A 17,139-nucleotide genomic window follows, 5' to 3' on the forward strand; every position below is an offset into this window, starting at 1 on the left:
GGCCATAATGGCGGCGTGTTCTACAGCCGCAGCCCGATCGGCCGGGTATTCATGGAGCATCTCGGCGAGGCGGTCTTCCGCGACGACCTCGACAATTCCGTGCTCGATCTCGGCGACCTCCTGACCCATGAAGGTCCGGCACTCAAGGCGCAGAAGGAAGCGGCCCAGATCTTCGGGGCGGAGAAGACCTACTTCGTCCTCAACGGCACCTCGACCTCGAACAAGGTCGCGCTCGCCGCGCTGGTCACCGATGGCGACCTCGTCCTGTTCGACCGCAACAACCACAAGGCCGCCCATCACGGCGCGCTGCTGATCGCCGGCGGCATTCCGGTCTACATCCCCACAGTGCGCAATGCCTGGGGGCTGATCGGCCCGATGCGCTGGGAGAGCTTCGACGAGGAGACGCTGCGCGAGCGCATCCGCACCAATCCGCTGGTCAAGGACCCGGATGCCTGGAAGAAGCCGCGCCCGTTCCGCGTCGCCGTGGTCGAGCAATGCACCTATGACGGCACGATCCACAGCGCGCAGATGATCCTCGATAAGATCGGGCATCTCTGCGAGTACATCCTCTTCGACGAGGCCTGGGCCGGCTTCATGAAGTTCCACCCGCTCTATGCCGGTCGCTTCGCCATGGGGCTGACGGGGCTGGGGCCGGAGTCGCCCGGCATCATCGCGACGCAATCGACCCACAAGCAGCTCGCGAGCTTCAGCCAGGCCTCGCAGATCCATATCAAGGACAGGCACATCAAGGGCCAGAAGCGTCGGGTCGAGCATCGACGCTTCAATGAGAGCTTCATGCAATACGCCTCGACCTCGCCCTTCTATCCGCTGTTCGCCTCGCTCGATGTCGGTGCGCAGATGATGAAGGGCCGCTCCGGCGAGGTGCTTTGGGACGATACGATCCGGCTGGGCATCGAGCTGCGCAAGAAGATCAGGGCCGTGCGACGCGAATTCGAGGAGAAGGAGGTCCGGCCCGAGCGGCGCTGGTTCTTCGAGCCCTTCGTGCCGGATCGGGTCAGCATCGCCGATGCCGCGCGCGAGGGTGCTGTCCACGACGTCGCCTGGGAGATGGTCTCTACCGACCAGCTCGCCAGCAACCCTGCCTATTGGCAGCTCGCGCCCGATGCGAGCTGGCACGGCTTCACGCGGATGGAGCCGGGCTTCGCGATGACGGACCCCAACAAGCTGACCTTGCTGACCCCCGGCTTCGACCGCGAGACCGGCGCCTATGCCGAGCATGGCATCCCCGCGCCGATCGTCGCGCAGTTCCTGCGCGAGAATCGGATCGTCGCCGAGAAGAACGATCTGAACTCGCTGCTTTTCCTGCTCACGCCCGGCGTCGAGGCCAGCAAGGCCGGCACGCTGATCAGCGGGCTCGTCGCCTTCAAGAAGCTGCATGACGACAACGCCCTGCTGGAAGACGCGATTCCGGAATTCTACCGGCGCCGGCCCGGCCGCTATGGCGGCGTACGGCTGCGCGATCTCTGCGGCGATATGCATCGCTTCTTCCGCGACCATGACGTCAGCGGGCTGCAGAGCCGACAGTTCTCGCCCGAGCACCTGCCGGAGATGGCGATGTCGCCGCATGACGCGGCGCGCTGCCTGACGCGCAACGATGTCGACTATCTGCCCATCGACGCCATCGCCGGGCGGATCGCGACGACGCCCTTCGTCGTCTACCCGCCCGGCATCGCCACCATCGTGCCCGGTGAGAGGCTGACCGAGCGGGCCAAGCCGATGATCGATTATCTCAAGATGTTCGAAGCCTGCTTCAATGCCTTCCCCGGTTTCGAGGTCGAGATCCAGGGCATCTACCGCGAGGTCGATGCCGCCGGGCAGGTGCGGCTCCATACCTATGTCGTCAGCGAGCAGGCGCAGGGCTGAGGATCGCGACGACGCATGGAAACCGACCGCCCCGTCATCATCCGCCCCTCGCGCGACGACGATGTCGAGCCCATGCTGGCGATTTATCGCCGGCATATCCGCCACGGCATCGAGGCCGGTGTCGAGGATACCGGCACCCCGCAGCCGGACGATCTGCGCGACCGGCGCAAGAACCTGCGCAACCGCAAGCTGCCGCATCTGGTGGCGACCCGCGGCGGCGAGGTCGTGGGCTACGCCTATGTCGTGCTGTTCCGCAAGCGGCCGGCCTACCGCTTCACGGTGAAGCACTCGATCTACGTCCACCACGAGCATCTCGGGCACGGCATCGGGCGGCTGCTGATGCAGGCGCTGATCGACGCCTGCGCCGCCGCCGGCTTCCGCCAGATGATCGGCTATATCGACGCGGAGAACAGCACGTCGCTGGCATTGCACGAGCGCTTCGGCTTCACCCGGGTCGGCCTGTTGCCGGGCGTCGCCTATCGCTATGGCCGCTGGGCCGACAGCGTCATGATGCAGCGCTCGCTCGGGGCAGGGGCCACGCAGCCGATCCCGTAGCCCTTGTCCCCGAATTCGGTCGGAAAGCCATCATTCGCGCAGCCGTGGGGAATTTCCCCGTCGCGCGTGCTGTGGAGCACCGCTCACCGCATGGAAGCTCAATCGGCGCGGAACGCGCGGTGGAGCTCGCAAATGGAATCCGGTCCGATGCCGCAGCACCCGCCGATGATCCGGGCGCCGCGGCGGTGCCAGTCCCGCCCGAAGTCGCGATAGCGAAGGGGCACGATATCCTCGCGCAGGTCGCTCAGCCCCTCATTTGCCGCAGCTTCCCCGGTCTTCTCGGGGAAGGCGTTGGCGTAGACACCGATCGGGATTCCACCCTCTCCGAGAACGTCATGTGCGAGCGCGACGGCCGGTCCCATCACCTCCGGCTGGCTGCAATTGAACAGCACGGCGGCGGCGCCGGCAGCGCGGACCGCTGCGACGGCCTCGGCGACGCCTTCGCCCGAACGGAGGGCGGGTGCCTCTCCAGCTGTGCCATCGTCCTGCAGTGTGAAGGAAACCCAGATCGGCTTGCCGGTCGGGCGCACGGCCACGCAAGCCGCGAGCGCCTCGGCGATGCAGCTTTGCGTTTCGGCGAGGAAATGGTCGACGGATGGCAGCAGGGCATCCACCAGCACCGCCAGCATGGTCGGGGCCCGCGCGGGATCGAACAGATCGGGGCGGTAGGAGCCGAACAGCGGCGGCAGCGATCCGGCCACGGTGATCTTGCGGCCGTTGCGCTGCGCTTCCTCGTCCGCGGCGCGGCGCGCCAATTCGCCCGACAGGGCGGCGAGCCTGGCGCCGTCCTGCGTGAAGCGCGCCTCGCCGATATGGAACGGCACCACCGCATAGCTGTTGGTGGTGATGACTTCGGCGCCCGCCTCGATGAAGGCGCGGTGCGCCGCCAGCACGGTCTCCGGCGCCTCCATCAGCGCCAGCGCCGACCATTCCGGCTGCCGGAAGGGAGCACCCATCCGCTTCAGCTCGCGCCCCATGCCGCCGTCGAGGACGACCACCTTGTTCGTCATGCCAGATCGCTCTTCTTGAATTCGCCTTCGGCCCCTGCGCCGCTCGCCGCGACCAGGGCATGCTGCCCCTCCAGATCGGCGGCGAGGCTGGGCGCGATATGGGCACGCACGGCACGCTCGGCCTCATCCGGGCTACCGTGCATCACGCCCTCGAACAGCCCGCGATGATCGGCTTCGAGCGGAAAACGCGCGGGCCAATGCGTCTCGGACCAGCGGTAGAGCCACTCCATCTTCGTCGACAGGGCGTTGTAGCGCTTGATCAGGTGGCGATGGCCCGTCGCATCGACAATCGCCCGGTGGAAGCCGAGATCGGCCGCGACGCGGTCATCGACCGAGCCGGCTTCCGCCGGCGCCAGCCGCGCGAAGGCGGCGGCAATCAGGCTTTTGGGCTGCGCCTCGCCGCGCTCGGCGAGAATGCGGGCCGCCAGACCCTCCATCGCCTCGCGCAAGGTGTAGATCTCCCAGATCACCTGGGCGTTGAGGCTGGGGACGCGCCAGTTCGAATAGGGCGCCCGGACCACCAGCTCGTCGGCCTCGAGAGCGAACAGCGCGGTGCGCACCGTCCCGCGCCCGACGCCGAGCCGCCCCGCCAGCGCGATTTCCGTCAGCACCTCGTCGGGTGCCAGGCGGCCGCGGACGATCTCGTCGCGCAGGCGCCGCATCGCCATGTCGGCGAGGCTGAGCCGTTCGATCGGTTGCTGGTCGTCCGTCAGGGGCACGGCGCGGTCCTCACTGTCCGCTGCGATGCATGCCGACGAAGCGGCGGCAGCGCTCGGATAGCGGGTCGAGGAAAACCTGCTCGGGCGGGCCCTGTTCCTCGACGCGACCATCCTGGAGATAGATGGCGTGGTTCGAGACCTCGCGCGCGAAGGTCATCTCATGGGTCACGATCAGCATCGTGCGGCCTTCCTCGGCCAGCGCGCGGATGACGCGCAGCACCTCGCCGACCAGTTCCGGGTCGAGCGCCGAGGTCGGCTCGTCGAAGAGCAGCGCGCGCGGCCGCATCGCAAGCGCGCGCGCAATCGCGACGCGCTGCTGCTGGCCGCCGGAGAGATGGGCGGGCCAGGCGTCGAACTTGTCGGCGAGCCCGACCTTGGCGAGCATCGCCTCAGCCTCCTCGCGGCATTCCGCGCGCGGCCGGCCTTGGACGTGGAGCGGCACCTCCATGACGTTCTGCAGCGCCGTCATATGGGGCCAGRGATTGAAGCTCTGGAAGACGAAGCCGAGCTGGCCGCGCAGCCTGCGGACGGTCTGCCGCTCCGCACGGGAGAAGCGATGCCCCGCATCCCTGATGCGGATCTGCGCATCGCCGACGCTGACCTCGCCCTGGTCCGGGATCTCCAGCAGGGGGATGCAGCGCAGMAGCGTGCTCTTGCCCGAGCCGCTGGCACCGATGATGGCGATCACGTCGCCGTCTCGGGCGGCGAGATCGATCCCGCGCAGCACCTCCTGGCCGCCAAAGCTCTTTCGGATATCGGTCAGCTTGACCGTGATCGGCGTCATGCCACGCTCCGTGCGTCGGTCGGTCGGCGATAGGGGGAGAGATGCTGCTCGAGCAGATCCACCGCCCGCGCGATCACCGTCACCAGGACGAGATAGATCGCCGCCGCACACAGGAAGATCTCGATGGCGCGGTAGGTTTCGGAGACCTCTGCACGCGCGATGCCGGTGATCTCCATCAGCGTCACGACGCTGGCGAGCGAGGTCGCCTTGACCATGCTCGTGATCTCCGCGCCATAGGCGGGCAGCGCCTGCCGGAAGGCGAGGGGCAGCACGATCCGGCGCAGCATGGTCAGCCGCGTCATGCCGGAAACGCGAGCCGCCTCGATCGCCCCGGAAGGCACCGCGCGAAGACCGCCGCGCAGGATTTCCGAGGTGTAGGCCGCATCGTTCAGCATCAGGGCGAGGACGGCGCAGACATAAGGTTCGCGCAGCAGMGGCCAGAGCAGCGAGTGGCGCACCGCCGAGAACTGGGCGAGCCCGTAATAGATCAGGAAGATCTGGATCAGCAGCGGCGTGCCGCGGAAGATGTAGACGTAGAAATCGGCGATCCGCGCCCCGAGCCAGGAGGTGGCGCGCAGGCCCGACAGCCCGAGCGCGATCAGGCCGCCGCCGAGCAACGACAGGACCGCCAGCAGCAATGTCAGCGGCAGGCCGGCGAGCAGCTTGGGAAAGATCTGGGCGATGAAGGTGAGATCCATCGCTAGCTCCCGGTTCTCGCGGCGGCCTGCCCCCGCATGGAGCGCCATTCGGCGATGCGGAACACGAAACCCGAGACGGTGGTGATGGCGAGATAGATCGCGCCGCCGGCGAGGAAGAATAGGAAGGGCAATTCGGTCGAGTTTGCCGCCACCGTGACGGCGCGCAACGTCTCGACCAGCCCGGTGACCGAGACCAGCGCGGATTCCTTGATGACCGACTGCCATTGGTTGCCGAGGCCGGGCAGCGCGGTACGCAGGGCCAGCGGCGCGATGATGCGCCGGAACATCGTCCAGCGGCCCATGCCGGTGACGCGCGCCGCCTCGAGCGTTCCGGGCGCGATGGCGTGGAAGGCGCCGCGCAGGACTTCCGCCTGCGTGGCGCCGGAGAGCAGGCCGATCGCCAGGCACCCCGCGGCGAAGCCGCTGATCTCGACGGGGCCGACATGCCCGAACTGCTTGGCGACCACCGAGGCGATCTGCCGGCCGCCGAAATAGAACAGGTAGATGACGAGCAGGTCGGGAATGCCGCGCATCACCACGCCATAGCCCTGCGCGAGGCGCCGGACGGGCGCTGAGCCCGCGATCCGCGCCCAGGCGCAGAGCGTGCCGAGGCCGAGCCCGAGCGCGAAGGCGCAGGCCGATAYGGCGAGCGTCATCAGCCCGCCGTTCAGCAGCGCGTGCCCCCAGCCCTCCGGGCCGAAGCCCAGCAATGTCAGGCTGTCGTCCATCCCGTTCGGCTCGCCCGCGTCAGCTCGCGGGCGTGATGTCCATCTCGAACCACTTCAGCGCCAGCTTCTTGAGCGTGCCGTCGTCGATGGTCGACTTCAGCGCCTTGTCGAACATCTCCTTCAGCTCCGGATCGCCCTTGCGCAGGCCGACCGCGGATCCGACGCCCAGGAGGCCGCCCGTGAAAAGATAGCCGGACTGGATCATCTCGCCATTCGACTTCTTCGCGCTCGCCTGGATGTTGATCTGGGAGGCCATCACCGCATCGACGCGGCCGCTCTTCAGGTCCAGGAAGGTATCCGGCCCGGACGGATAGGTGCGGACGGTCACCACGTCCTTGAAATAGCGGTTGAGGACGTCGTTCTGGATCGTGGCGACCTGCACCGCGACGGTCTTGCCGGTCAGCGCTTTCGCCAGTTCGTCGATCGCCGTCTTGGCGGCGGCCTCATCCGTGAAGGGGACACGTGGCGCGCCCGTTCCGGGCAGCGACTTGATGCTGCCCTCCTTCATGATCGCGAAGCCCGAGCCGGCCGAGGCGTAGGGGCGGGAGAAGGCGATGACCTCCTCGCGCTTCGGCGTGATCGAAACGGCGTCCATGATGGCGTCGTATTTGCCGTCGGTGAGCCCGGCGATCATGCCGTCCCAGGCCTGCGCGATCATCTCGCACTTGACGCCCATGCGGGTCGACAGCTCCTGCAGGAGGTCGGGCTCGAAGCCGATCAGGCGGCCGTCGGGAGCGTGCATGTTGTAGGGAGGAAACGCGCCTTCGGTGGCGACGCGGATGAGCTTCCATTCCTTGGCCGTGGCGGAACGGGGCGCTGCGCCCAGAGCGAGGCCGGCTGCGGCGCCGAGGCCGAGCTTCAGGAAGTCAGAGCGGGTGATCGTCATGGCGAATCTCCGGTGCCGTAGCGAATGCGGGCGGGATCAGGACAGGATGTCGAGAGCGGTGCGGGCGAGCGCGGCGACGCCCAGGCCGATGCTGCGCTCGTCCGGCTGGTAGTCGGAATTGTGGACCCGGTCGTCGCGGCCGGGCTGCGACGAGCCGACCAGCAATTGGCAGGACGGAATGCGCTCCGAGAAATAGGAGAAATCCTCGGCGCCGAAGCGCCCTTCGAGCTGCTCGACCTTGTCGGCGCCGAATTGCTCGGACACCGACCGGATCACCGCATCGACGACGCCGTCATCGTTGATCAGGGCGGGCGCCCCGCGCTTGTAGTCGATCTCGCAGGTGACGCCCATCGCCGCGGCGACGCCGTCGCAGATCCGCCGGAAGCTGGCTTCCATCGTGTCGCGGCTCTCGGGCGAGCGGCAGCGGACCGTGCCCTGGAACAGACAGCTGTCGGGGATGATGTTGTGCGTCGAGCCGCCCTGGATGTGGCCGACGGTGAGCACCGCAGATCGCGACGGGTCCATGACGCGCGAAATCGCCGTCTGCAGCTGCATGATCATCGCGGAAGCGGCGACGATCGGATCGAGCGCGGAATGCGGGCGCGCCGCATGGCCCGATTTTCCGCGCACGATCACGTCGAATTCGTCGCTCGATGCCGTGGAGGCTCCCCGGACATAGCCGAAGCGCCCCACCGCCATCTCGGGCCGGTTGTGGAAGGCCAGCGCGATGGCGGCACCATCGGCAGCGCCGTCCGCGACCATCGCGGCGGCGCCGCTCTCCACCGTTTCCTCCGCCGGCTGGAACACCAGCCTGACGCTGCCGCGCAGCTTGGGAGCTATGGCCTGCAGGACCGAGCCGACACCGAGCAGCGTGGCGGTGTGAATGTCATGGCCGCAGGCATGCATCTTCCCGGGGATGGTGCTGGCGAAGGGCAGCCCCGTCAGCTCCTCCATCGGCAGCGCATCCATGTCGGCACGGATCAGCAGGCAGGGGCCCGGAGCGCCGCCTGCGATCTCGGCCACCACGCCGGTGCGCCCGACGCCGCGCCGCGGCGAGAGCCCGATCCGCTCCAGCTCCTGCGCGACGATTTCCGCGGTCCTGACGGTCTCGAACCCGATTTCCGGATGGGCATGGATGTCGCGGCGGATGGCGATCAATTGCGGTTCGATCGCCGCGACATGGCGCTCGATGTCGAGAGTGGGGTCGTTCGGGCGGTCGGGAGACATAAGAAGCTCTGACGGACGGTAAGCGGCGCCGGAACCTCGCACAGATCCTTAGCCGTCGCAATCGGACCGAGGATCGACAATCGACAATAGCTTACTAAAATGCGGGCCCGTTTCAGAATGTTGTTCTCATGCACGCCGCGACCATCCTGGCCCAGCTCGATCATGTCACCGATCCCTCAACTGGCGGGCTGGTGCCGTCGATCCATCCGGGCGTGACCCATGCCCGGCCGGGCAGCGCGATCGCGGCGGGTTACGCCCGCTCGGGCAACAGCGGCGCCGCGCTCGTCGAGAGCATTCTGTGCCAGTTGGAGAAGGGTGCGGCGGCGGCGGCCTTCGGCGCCGGCGCGGCTGCGGCGCAGGCCGTGCTGGCGAGCTTGCAGCCCGGCGACCGGGTGCTGGTAGACACAGGCCTCTACTACGAGTTCGGACGGATGATCTGGGCCTTCGCCGAACGCTTCGGCCTGGACATGGTGCGGGTCGATCTATGCGATCTGGAGGGCGTCGCCCGCAGCATGAGCGCCGCGGTCACGCGACTCGTTTGGGCCGAATGCCCGAGCAACCCGCTCTGGCGCGTGCCGGATCTCGCCGCCTTGGCGGCGCTCGCTCATCGGCACGGTGCGCGTCTGCTGGTCGATGCGACGGCGGCCACGCCGGTCCATTGCCGGCCGCTGACGCTGGGCGCCGATCTCGTGCTGCACTCGGCGACGAAATATCTCAACGGCCATGGCGATGTGGTCGCCGGCGTGCTCGTTGCGGCGGCAGAAGATGCGTGGTGGCGGGAAATGCTGACCGCGCGCGAGATGCATGGCAGCATCCTGCCGCCCTTCGAGGCCTGGCTCCTGCTGCGTGGCATGCGCTCCCTGGCGCTGAGGATGGAGCGCGTGTCGGCAACCGCGCAGACGCTCGCCGGCTGGCTTGCCCAGCATCCGCGCGTCGGCAAGGTGCATTATCCGGGGTTGCCGCAGCATCCGCAGCACGAACTGGCCGGCCGACAATTCCGGGACGGCTTCGGCGGCATGCTCTCCTTCGAACTCGGCGACGCGGCAGAGGCCATCGATCTCTGTGCCCGGGCGCGGATCTTCCGCCGCTCGACCTCGCTTGGATCGCCCGAGAGCCTGATCGAACACAGGCGCAGCACCGAAGGGGAGCAGTCCGATTGTCCTCCCGGTTTGGTGCGGCTCTCGGTCGGGCTGGAGCATCCCGACGACCTTCTGGCCGATTTGGCCGAAATGCTCTGTCCGGCGGGGCCCTAGCAGAGTTTCCGGAGCAGCGAATGGCGGACAGTGCCCGGCGCTTGCCGTCGCCGTTTGCTTCCTGTCCGGACGCTCACCTTCACGCGACGATGTCGGGCAGCAGGAACGGGCCGCCTTTGACCGATACGAAGACGGTGCTGCCGAGCTGTGGCTGCTCGGTGCTCGAAACATGGGCCGTGAAGCGTGCTTCGGCGCCATCATGCTTTGTCCGCAGCGTCACCGCATATTGCCCGCCCCGGAAGGCGACGTCCTCGACGATCGCCTCCAGGCCAGGCCCCACCGATGACAGTTGGAACTGCTCCGGCCTGAGCATGATGGTGCCATGTCCGCGGCGGCGGCCGGTCTCGGCCTCGAACTCGCCCAGCCCGCAGGAGACGATCCCCTCCGCGATGTCGGCCTTGAACAGGGCGGCATTGCCAAGGAACAGAGCCGTTTCGACATCGGCAGGCCGCCAGTAAAGCTCGGCTGGCCGGCCCGTCTGCACCAGTCGCCCCTCCCGCATCACCGCGAGTTGATCGGCGAAGGACAGCGCCTCGCCCTGATCGTGGGTGACCAGAATGGTGGTGATGCCGGCCTTGGCCAGCACGCGCGCGACAGCTTGCCGGACACTCTCGCGCAGCCCGGTATCGAGCGCCGAGAACGGCTCGTCGAGCAGCATCAGGGCCGGCTTGCGGGCGAGCGCGCGGGCCAGCGCGACGCGCTGCTGCTGCCCTCCGGAGAGCTCGTGCGGTCTGCGGGTCAGCATCGCGGCATCGAGCTCGACGAGCTCCATCAGCTCGCGCAGGCGGGCAGCGCGGTCCGGCTCGTTTCGCGGGATGCCGAAACCGAGATTGCCGGCGACGTCGAGATGCGGGAACAGCGCCCCGTCCTGGGCGACATAGCCGATCCGGCGTCGATGCGCGGGGGCGATCGCCAACCCGTCGGCCAACACCTGCCCGTCGAGCGTCACCGTTCCCGAGTCGGGAGCTTCGAAGCCGGCGATGACGCGCAGCAGCGTCGTCTTTCCCGAGCCGGACGGCCCGACGATGGCAACGCGGCTGCCCGCCTCCACGGCAAGGGATACGCGATCCAGCGCCGCTGTCGCGCCATAGCGCTTCGAGACGTCCGAAATGACGAGCTGAGTCATGCGCCGAGCGATCTGCGGGCCTGAGCGTGCAGCAGCGCGGTCATCGGCAACGAGAGAAGGATCATCAGCACGGCATAGGGCGCGGCCTTCGCATAGTCGAGCTCGCTGGTGAGCGCCCAGAACTCGGTGGCCAGCGTCCGCGTGCCGTTGGGGGCGAGCAGCAATGTCGCGGTCAGCTCTGTCGCCACGCCCATCGCGACAAGCGCCATCGCGGCGGCGACGCCGGGCGCGGCGAGCGGCAGCGTGACGGCAAGAAGCGCACGGGCCGGGCTGCGGCCGAGCGCCGCCGCGGCACGTTCCAGCTCGACCGGGACCTGCGCGATGCCGGCCCGCAGCCCGACGAGCGCGCGCGGCAGAAACATCAGCACATAGGCGAAGATCACGGTCGCCACCGTCTGGTAGAGCGGCAAGGCGACGCGCACCGTCACGGTGACGAGAGCGAGCGCGATCACGACGCCCGGGAGCGCGCCGAGATAGCTGTGGCAGCTTTCCAGGAAGCGGGTTGCCCGGCCGGGCGCGCGCACCGACAGCCACGCCATCGGCAACGCTACCGCCGCAGTGGCCAGGGCGCCGGCAGCCGCATAGCCCAGCGTTTCCGCCAGGGACGCGGCCAGCGCACCCTGCCGCCAGACATCGTCTCCCGAGGCCAGGAGCCAATGCGTGAGCGTCAGCGCGGGCACGCCGAGGCTGAGAACTGCGAAGGCGAACGGCAGTGCAAGCGCCGGCAGCCGCCAGTTTCCCAGGCGCTGGCGCGGGGCAGGGCGGGGCGCGCCCGAGCCGAGCCGGGCATAGCGTGCGCTACCCCGCAGCAGCCATTCGAGTGCGATGAGCCCGAAGCAGCTCAGCACCAGCACGCCGGCGAGCATGTTCGCCGCCGGGCCGTTATAGCTCGACTGGAACTGATCGATGATCGCGGTGGTGAAGGTGTCGAAGCGGATCATCGCGTAGAGGCCGTATTCGGCGAGCAGGTGCAGCCCGACCAGCAGGCTGCCGCCGCAGATCGCAAGCCGCAGCTGCGGCAGGACCACCCGCGAGAACACGCGCAGCGGAGTCTGCCCGAGCGAAGCGGCGACATGTTCGAGCTCGGGGTCGAGCCGGCGGATCTGCGCGGCGACGGGCAGATAGAGGAAAGGCAGATAGGCGAGGACCGAAACCAGCACCGCGGCCGGCAGCCCGTGGAAGCGCGGCAGGAGGCTGACCCAGGCATAGGACTGGACGAAGGCGGGCACGGCGAGCGGCGCGACCGAGCAGCGTGTTGACGAGCAATTCGCCGACGCGCGGCCGCCAGATCAGCGAGAACGCGGTCTGCCAACCCGTCTCGATCGCGATCCAGGCGATGAATCCCAGCGGCAGCAGGGCGCAGAGGGAGACGCCCCCGGCGAGCAGGAGCATGGCCCGGCTCGCGAGATTGCGTTGCCGCCTGAGCGGCAAATCCGGCAGGGCCGGCATCGCGATGGAAAGTGAAACGGTCATGGGAAAAATGCGCGTGCGGGGCCTCTCGCACGCGCCATGAGCCGACGCAACCGGGTCAGAGCAGGCCGGCGGCGGTCATCAGCTCGGTGACCTTCTTGCTGTCGAGTTGCGAGGGCTCGACCTTCGGTGCGTCGAGCTTGGCGATCGGCTCCAGCTTCGGGTTCGAAGCCTCACCGTTGCCGATGGCGTATTCGAACGAGTCGCCCTCGCGCAGGACGGCCTGGCCATGCTTGCCGCTCATCCACTTCACGAAGGTTTCCGCCTCCTTCTTGTGCTTGCTGGATTCGAGCACGCCTGCGCCCGAGGTGCTCAGGAAGGCGCCGGGATCCTGCCCGCGGAAATAGTGCAGCGCGACGTTGTTGCTGTTCTCGGCCGTCTTCGCCTGGTCGCCGAAGTAGTAGTAGTGATAGATCACTGCGCCTTCGACCTCGCCGGCATTGACCGCTTTCATGGCGACGCTGTTGCCGCGATAGGCGCTGGAGTTATCCTTCATCGCCTTGAGCCAGTCGGCCGTGACCTTCTCGCCCTTGAGGACGAGGAGCGCGCCGACGATCGCCTGGAAGTCGGCGCCCGACGGCGAGGCGGCCCAGCGCCCCTTCCACTTGGGGTCGGCGAGGTCCAGCATCGACTTCGGAAGATCGGCCTCCTTCAGCTTGCGCTTGTCATAGGCGAAGACGGTGCTGCGCGCCGCGACACCCATCCAGCGCCCGCTCGCGGGACGGAACTGGGCCGGAACCTGATCGAGAATGTCCTTGGGCAGGGTCTCGAACAGCCCGGCCTTCTCGACCAGCACCATGGCCGGAGAATTCTCGGTGACGAAGACGTCGGCCGGGGAAGACGCGCCTTCCTGGACGATCTGGTTGGCGAGCTCGGTGTCCGACCCCTTGCGGATCGTCACCTTGATGCCGGTCTCCTTGGTGAAGTCGTCGGCCCAGGCCTGGGTCAGGCTGGCATGCTGCGCGTTGTAGACCGTGATGCCGTCCTCGGCGCGCACCGTGGCCGCCGCGGCGAGCGAGATGGCGAGCACGCCGACCCGAAGAGCAAGAAACGAGTATGACGTCATGCGGCCTTCTCCTGCCGATGCAGATCAAGAGGTGAGGCCGGCGTTAGATTCTCATGCGCCAAAACTGTCAATTATTATCGTCTAGTTTATAATTATTACAAATAATGGCTCTTTGCCGAATGGTTGAAAGCCAGGGGCTCGCCCGATCCCACCCGAGAGGAATCGAAGCTGGAAGCCCTGCTTCAGGAGGATGCTCTCCCGAGAGAGCCATCTGATCGAGCGGTTCTGCACAAGGCCGAAGCACCTCCGCCGCGATAGCAGGGCAGGGCGCTTATCCCTCCGGATTCGACCGGAATTCGGATCCGGACCGGAGGCCGGTGCGGATCTGGCTTGCTGCAACTGCAGGTTGAGATGTGGCCGCTCCGGCTCGTTCGGCGCAGTGACTTGCCCCGCTGTCGTTGCCATCTCGGAGAGCGCGGGCCTTCTGGTCGGCGAGAAATCCTGCATAGCGGCAGGGATGAACGCTCATTCCGCGGGCCGGTTCGCGCGATAACGCCCCTGGACGATCAGATGCGCCAGCGCGGTCAGCAGGATCGTCGCCGTCATCAGGATGAAGGAGATCGCGCCGCCGAAGGGCCAATTGTTCTGCTGGGCAAACTGCCCGTAGACCAGCGGGCCCATCATCTGGAATTTCGGGCCGCCGAGCAGGACCGGCGTGGCATAGGCGTTCATCGCCAGGATGAAGGTCAGGATCGTGCCGGCCAGCACGCCCGGCAACGCCAGGGGCCAGAGCACCCGGCGAAACATCGCGCCGGGGCCTGCGCCGAGGCTGAACGCCGCTTCCTCGACATTGCGCGGAATGCCCTCGATCACGCTCTGCAGCGACAGCACCATGAAGGGCAGGTTGACCGCTACGATGCCGATCAGCACCGCCGTCTCGGTGAACATGATCTCGAGCGGCTGGTCGATCAGGCCCATTCCCATCAGCGAGGCGTTGAGCGCGCCGCGGCTGCCGAAAGCGGTCATCCAGCCGGCGGCACGCACCGCATTGCCGACGAAGAGCGGCAGCACCACCGCGATGACCATCAGGTTCTTGAAGCGGCTTTGGGTGCGGGCCAGCACATAGGCCAGCGGAAATCCCATCACCAGGCAGGCGAGCGTGCAGATCACCGCGACGCGCACGGTGCGGGCCAGCACGTTGAGGTAATAGGCGTCGGTGAAGAACTTGACGTAGTTCTCGATCACCAGCGCATCGACCATGAACTGGCCGGGCACGAATTTGTTGAGCGAATAGCGGAACAGGATCGTGAGCGGGCCGATCAGCGCGACGGCCACGAAAAGCGTCGCCGGCAGGACGAGCAGGCCTGCGAGGTTCCTGCGGGCACCGGCGACGGCTTCGGGGGCGGAAGTCATCGGCTTCGCCCCCGAGTCAGGCAGCCGCAATGATCGAGCGGACAAGCCATGTCAGGCCTTGAAGACCTTGTCCCACCACTCCTTCATCGCGGAATCGTTCTTGGCGAGGAAGGCGTAGTCGAGGTCCCGCAGGCGCTTCTCCTCCTCGGGCGTAAAGCCGATGCGCTTCTGCAGGGCCGGATCGACGGTGAGTCCGGAGACCGTGCCGTTATAGCCCATGTCGACGGCAAAGGCCTCCTGCGGCGGCTTGGCGAGCATGGCATCCATATAAGCGTAGGCGTTCTCCTTGTTCGGCGCGTTCTTGGCGATGACGAAGCCGGAGACATAGATCGGGATACCCTCGACCGGCGAAACCGCCTCGCAGGGGATGCCGGCATTCTGCCACTGCACCACGCGTGCCTTCCAGATCGCGCTGATGCCGACCTCCTCGTTCTTCATCGCCTGGGCGAAGGCCTCGTTGGTCGGATAGACGCGCCCGCCGGCCTTCTTCACGGCCATCAGGACCTCCTTGGCCTTGTCGAGGTCGTTCATGTCCTTGCCGCCGGTCGCGGCCAGCGAAGCGGCGATGAAGATCGACTGGTACTGGATGTCGATGAAGCCGATCTTCGAACCCCATTTCGGGTCGAGCCAATCCTTGAAGCCGGTGGGGGCCGGAGAAATCAGCTTGGGATTGTAGATGACGACGTTGCCGGAGTAGATCTGCCCGATGCCGTAGGGATATTTCATCGAGGGCAGCAGGTTCTTCGCGTTCGGCAGCTTGGAATAGTCGAGTGCCTCGGTGACCCCGGCCTCGCTCATCTCGAACATGTTGGCGGCCGAAAAGCCCTGGATGTCGACCGTGCCGCGCGGCAGGCGCTTCTCCGCGACCATCTTGGCCCGGCGCGGCGCGTCGCCGGCCTGGTCCTGGATCACCTCGATGCCCTTGGCCTTGAGGATTGGGTCCTCGATGTTCTTGGTCAGCAGCCGGGCATAGTCGCCGCCCCAGGTGCCGACGACCACGCGCCCGCCCGATTGCGCCAGAGCCGGCGTGCCGGCCGCGGCGGCGAGCGCGACAACGCCCGCGCCCTTCAGAAGTTCGCGCCTGTCGAATGCGGTCATGGTCCTATCCCCTTCTTTTTGAACCCCGAACGAAGCTCATGCCTCGCGCGGATAAACGAGCCCGGCATCTTCGGCCCAGCCTATCGTGATCGTGTCGCCCGGTCGCGGCTCGGACAGGCCCGGTCGGTTCGGAATCTGCAGCAGCATGCGCTCCTGCCCGTCGAGCGCGACCTGCACGTCGAGCTGCGCGCCGAGATAGGAGGCATGCACGATCTGCGTCGCGAAGCGGTTGGGCAACCCGTCCGCCTCGCTGCCGATCGCAATGCGCTCGGGCCGCAGCGCCAGCGTGGCCGGCCCGCTTGTGCCCGCGGCGGCGCAGGCGATCTCGCGCCCGCCTGCCGTGCGGAAACGGCCCGGCGCCGTCACCTCGCCGTCGAGAAAGGCGCTGCGGCCGATGAAGCCTGCGACGAAGCGGTCGGCCGGCTTCTCGTAGAGCTCGCGCTGCGTGCCGATCTGGCGGACCTTGCCGCGGTCCATCACCACGAGGCGATCGGCCATGGTCAGCGCCTCCTCCTGGTCATGCGTCACCATGATCGTGGTGAGGCCGAGCTTGCGCTGCARKTCGCGGATCTCGACSCGSACYTCCWGCCGSAGYTTCGCRTCGAGATTGGAGAGMGGCTCGTCGAGCAGCAGCACSTSSGGYTSCATSGCRAGCGCGCGSGCSAGCGCCACGCGCTGCTGCTGSCCSCCSGASAGCTGGCGCGGRTARCGCTCGTCGAAGCCGCTGAGCTGAACCAGCCGCAATGCCTCCGCGACGCGCGGGCCGCGTTCGGCAGCCGGCACCTTGTGCATCTCCAGCCCGAAGGCGACGTTCTGCGCCACGCTCATATGCGGAAAGAGCGCGTAGCTCTGGAAGACGAGGCCGCAATGCCGCTTCCAGGGCGGAAGATTCGTGACGTCGCGCTCGCCGATGGTGATCKKSCCGGCGCTCGGCGGMAYGAAGCCCGCGACCATGCGCAAGGTCGTGGTCTTGCCGCAGCCGGACGGTCCGAGCAGGACGAGGAATTCGCCGTCGGCGACCGCGATGTCGACATTGTCGACGACCGTCAGCTCGCCATAGCGCTTCTTGAGATGCGAGATCGAGAGGCGTGCCATTACAGAAGATCTGCCATCCGTTCACACCACCCGGCTCAGTTTGACATAGCGGTCGGTCACGAGCATCGCCGTGCCGATCAGGACGATCTGGATCAGCGAGGCGGCCGCCACGGTCGGATCGATCTTCCATTCGAGATATTGCAGGATCGCGATCGGCAGCGTCGTGCGGCCTGGCCCGACCAGGAAC

At 67.3% G+C, this 17,139-nt stretch carries 15 protein-coding genes and 1 pseudogene; 3 read left to right on the forward strand and 13 right to left on the reverse strand.

What is annotated here, in order from left to right:
- On the forward strand, window positions 1-1,884 hold a 1,884-nt coding region (locus tag AB4Y99_RS18550; RefSeq protein WP_441524350.1), incomplete at its 5' end, for an Orn/Lys/Arg family decarboxylase.
- Between the two features lie 15 nt (window positions 1,885-1,899).
- Window positions 1,900-2,439 (forward strand): GNAT family N-acetyltransferase, encoded by a 540-nt coding sequence (locus AB4Y99_RS18555; RefSeq protein ID WP_142020454.1) that lies wholly within the window; start codon window positions 1,900-1,902, stop codon window positions 2,437-2,439.
- A 98-nt stretch (window positions 2,440-2,537) separates the two neighbouring features.
- Here the strand turns inward: AB4Y99_RS18555 and AB4Y99_RS18560 are convergent, their stop codons facing one another.
- The 7 genes from AB4Y99_RS18560 to AB4Y99_RS18590 are packed head-to-tail and all read right to left on the reverse strand — an operon-like array spanning window position 2,538 to window position 8,491.
- Window positions 2,538-3,449, reverse strand: coding sequence for a homocysteine S-methyltransferase family protein (locus AB4Y99_RS18560; RefSeq protein WP_441524351.1), 912 nt, complete (start codon window positions 3,447-3,449; stop codon window positions 2,538-2,540).
- Window positions 3,446-4,168: a GntR family transcriptional regulator gene (locus tag AB4Y99_RS18565; protein ID WP_441524352.1), complete on the reverse strand. Its 723-nt coding sequence runs from the start codon at window positions 4,166-4,168 to the stop codon at window positions 3,446-3,448. Before AB4Y99_RS18565 ends, AB4Y99_RS18560 begins: the two co-directional genes overlap by 4 nt.
- 10 nt (window positions 4,169-4,178) lie before the next feature.
- A complete protein-coding gene (locus AB4Y99_RS18570) occupies window positions 4,179-4,952 on the reverse strand; it encodes an ABC transporter ATP-binding protein (protein ID WP_441524353.1) in 774 nt (257 codons plus the stop codon).
- Window positions 4,949-5,650, reverse strand: a complete 702-nt coding sequence (locus AB4Y99_RS18575) for an ABC transporter permease (RefSeq protein ID WP_112764124.1) — start codon at window positions 5,648-5,650, stop codon at window positions 4,949-4,951. Before AB4Y99_RS18575 ends, AB4Y99_RS18570 begins: the two co-directional genes overlap by 4 nt.
- A 2-nt stretch (window positions 5,651-5,652) precedes the next feature.
- A complete protein-coding gene (locus AB4Y99_RS18580; protein ID WP_441524354.1) occupies window positions 5,653-6,378 on the reverse strand; it encodes an ABC transporter permease in 726 nt (241 codons plus the stop codon).
- A gap of 19 nt (window positions 6,379-6,397) precedes the next feature.
- Window positions 6,398-7,264: a transporter substrate-binding domain-containing protein gene (locus AB4Y99_RS18585; protein ID WP_038361954.1), complete on the reverse strand. Its 867-nt coding sequence runs from the start codon at window positions 7,262-7,264 to the stop codon at window positions 6,398-6,400.
- A 36-nt stretch (window positions 7,265-7,300) separates the two neighbouring features.
- Window positions 7,301-8,491 carry a M20 metallopeptidase family protein gene (locus tag AB4Y99_RS18590; protein ID WP_441524355.1) on the reverse strand — a complete coding sequence of 397 codons (1,191 nt, stop codon included), beginning with the start codon at window positions 8,489-8,491 and terminating at the stop codon, window positions 7,301-7,303.
- A gap of 128 nt (window positions 8,492-8,619) precedes the next feature.
- On the opposite strand from AB4Y99_RS18590, the gene AB4Y99_RS18595 reads away from it, so the two are divergent.
- Complete coding sequence (locus AB4Y99_RS18595; protein ID WP_441524356.1) at window positions 8,620-9,744, forward strand: trans-sulfuration enzyme family protein; 1,125 nt, start codon at window positions 8,620-8,622, stop codon at window positions 9,742-9,744.
- A gap of 79 nt (window positions 9,745-9,823) precedes the next feature.
- Here AB4Y99_RS18595 and AB4Y99_RS18600 read toward each other — a convergent pair whose 3' ends face one another.
- The 6 genes and pseudogenes from AB4Y99_RS18600 to AB4Y99_RS18625 all read right to left on the reverse strand — a co-directional run bounded on the left by AB4Y99_RS18600 (window position 9,824) and on the right by AB4Y99_RS18625 (window position 16,952).
- Window positions 9,824-10,870 carry an ABC transporter ATP-binding protein gene (locus tag AB4Y99_RS18600; protein WP_112764127.1) on the reverse strand — a complete coding sequence of 349 codons (1,047 nt, stop codon included), beginning with the start codon at window positions 10,868-10,870 and terminating at the stop codon, window positions 9,824-9,826.
- Window positions 10,867-12,343: pseudogene (locus AB4Y99_RS18605) on the reverse strand (ABC transporter permease). The gene AB4Y99_RS18600 and the pseudogene AB4Y99_RS18605 overlap by 4 nt, the downstream one beginning before the upstream one ends.
- A gap of 55 nt (window positions 12,344-12,398) precedes the next feature.
- Window positions 12,399-13,406, reverse strand: coding sequence for an iron ABC transporter substrate-binding protein (locus tag AB4Y99_RS18610; RefSeq protein ID WP_112764129.1), 1,008 nt, complete (start codon window positions 13,404-13,406; stop codon window positions 12,399-12,401).
- 465 nt (window positions 13,407-13,871) lie between these two features.
- Window positions 13,872-14,759 carry an ABC transporter permease gene (locus AB4Y99_RS18615; protein ID WP_113253258.1) on the reverse strand — a complete coding sequence of 296 codons (888 nt, stop codon included), beginning with the start codon at window positions 14,757-14,759 and terminating at the stop codon, window positions 13,872-13,874.
- A gap of 51 nt (window positions 14,760-14,810) precedes the next feature.
- Window positions 14,811-15,857, reverse strand: coding sequence for an ABC transporter substrate-binding protein (locus AB4Y99_RS18620; RefSeq protein WP_051987772.1), 1,047 nt, complete (start codon window positions 15,855-15,857; stop codon window positions 14,811-14,813).
- A gap of 36 nt (window positions 15,858-15,893) precedes the next feature.
- Window positions 15,894-16,952, reverse strand: a complete 1,059-nt coding sequence (locus AB4Y99_RS18625; protein ID WP_441524357.1) for an ABC transporter ATP-binding protein — start codon at window positions 16,950-16,952, stop codon at window positions 15,894-15,896.
- Window positions 16,953-17,139 lie beyond the last annotated feature (187 nt).

Source organism: Allobosea sp. TAB14 (genome assembly GCF_052113865.1).
Classification (GTDB): domain Bacteria; phylum Pseudomonadota; class Alphaproteobacteria; order Rhizobiales; family Beijerinckiaceae; genus Allobosea; species Allobosea spartocytisi.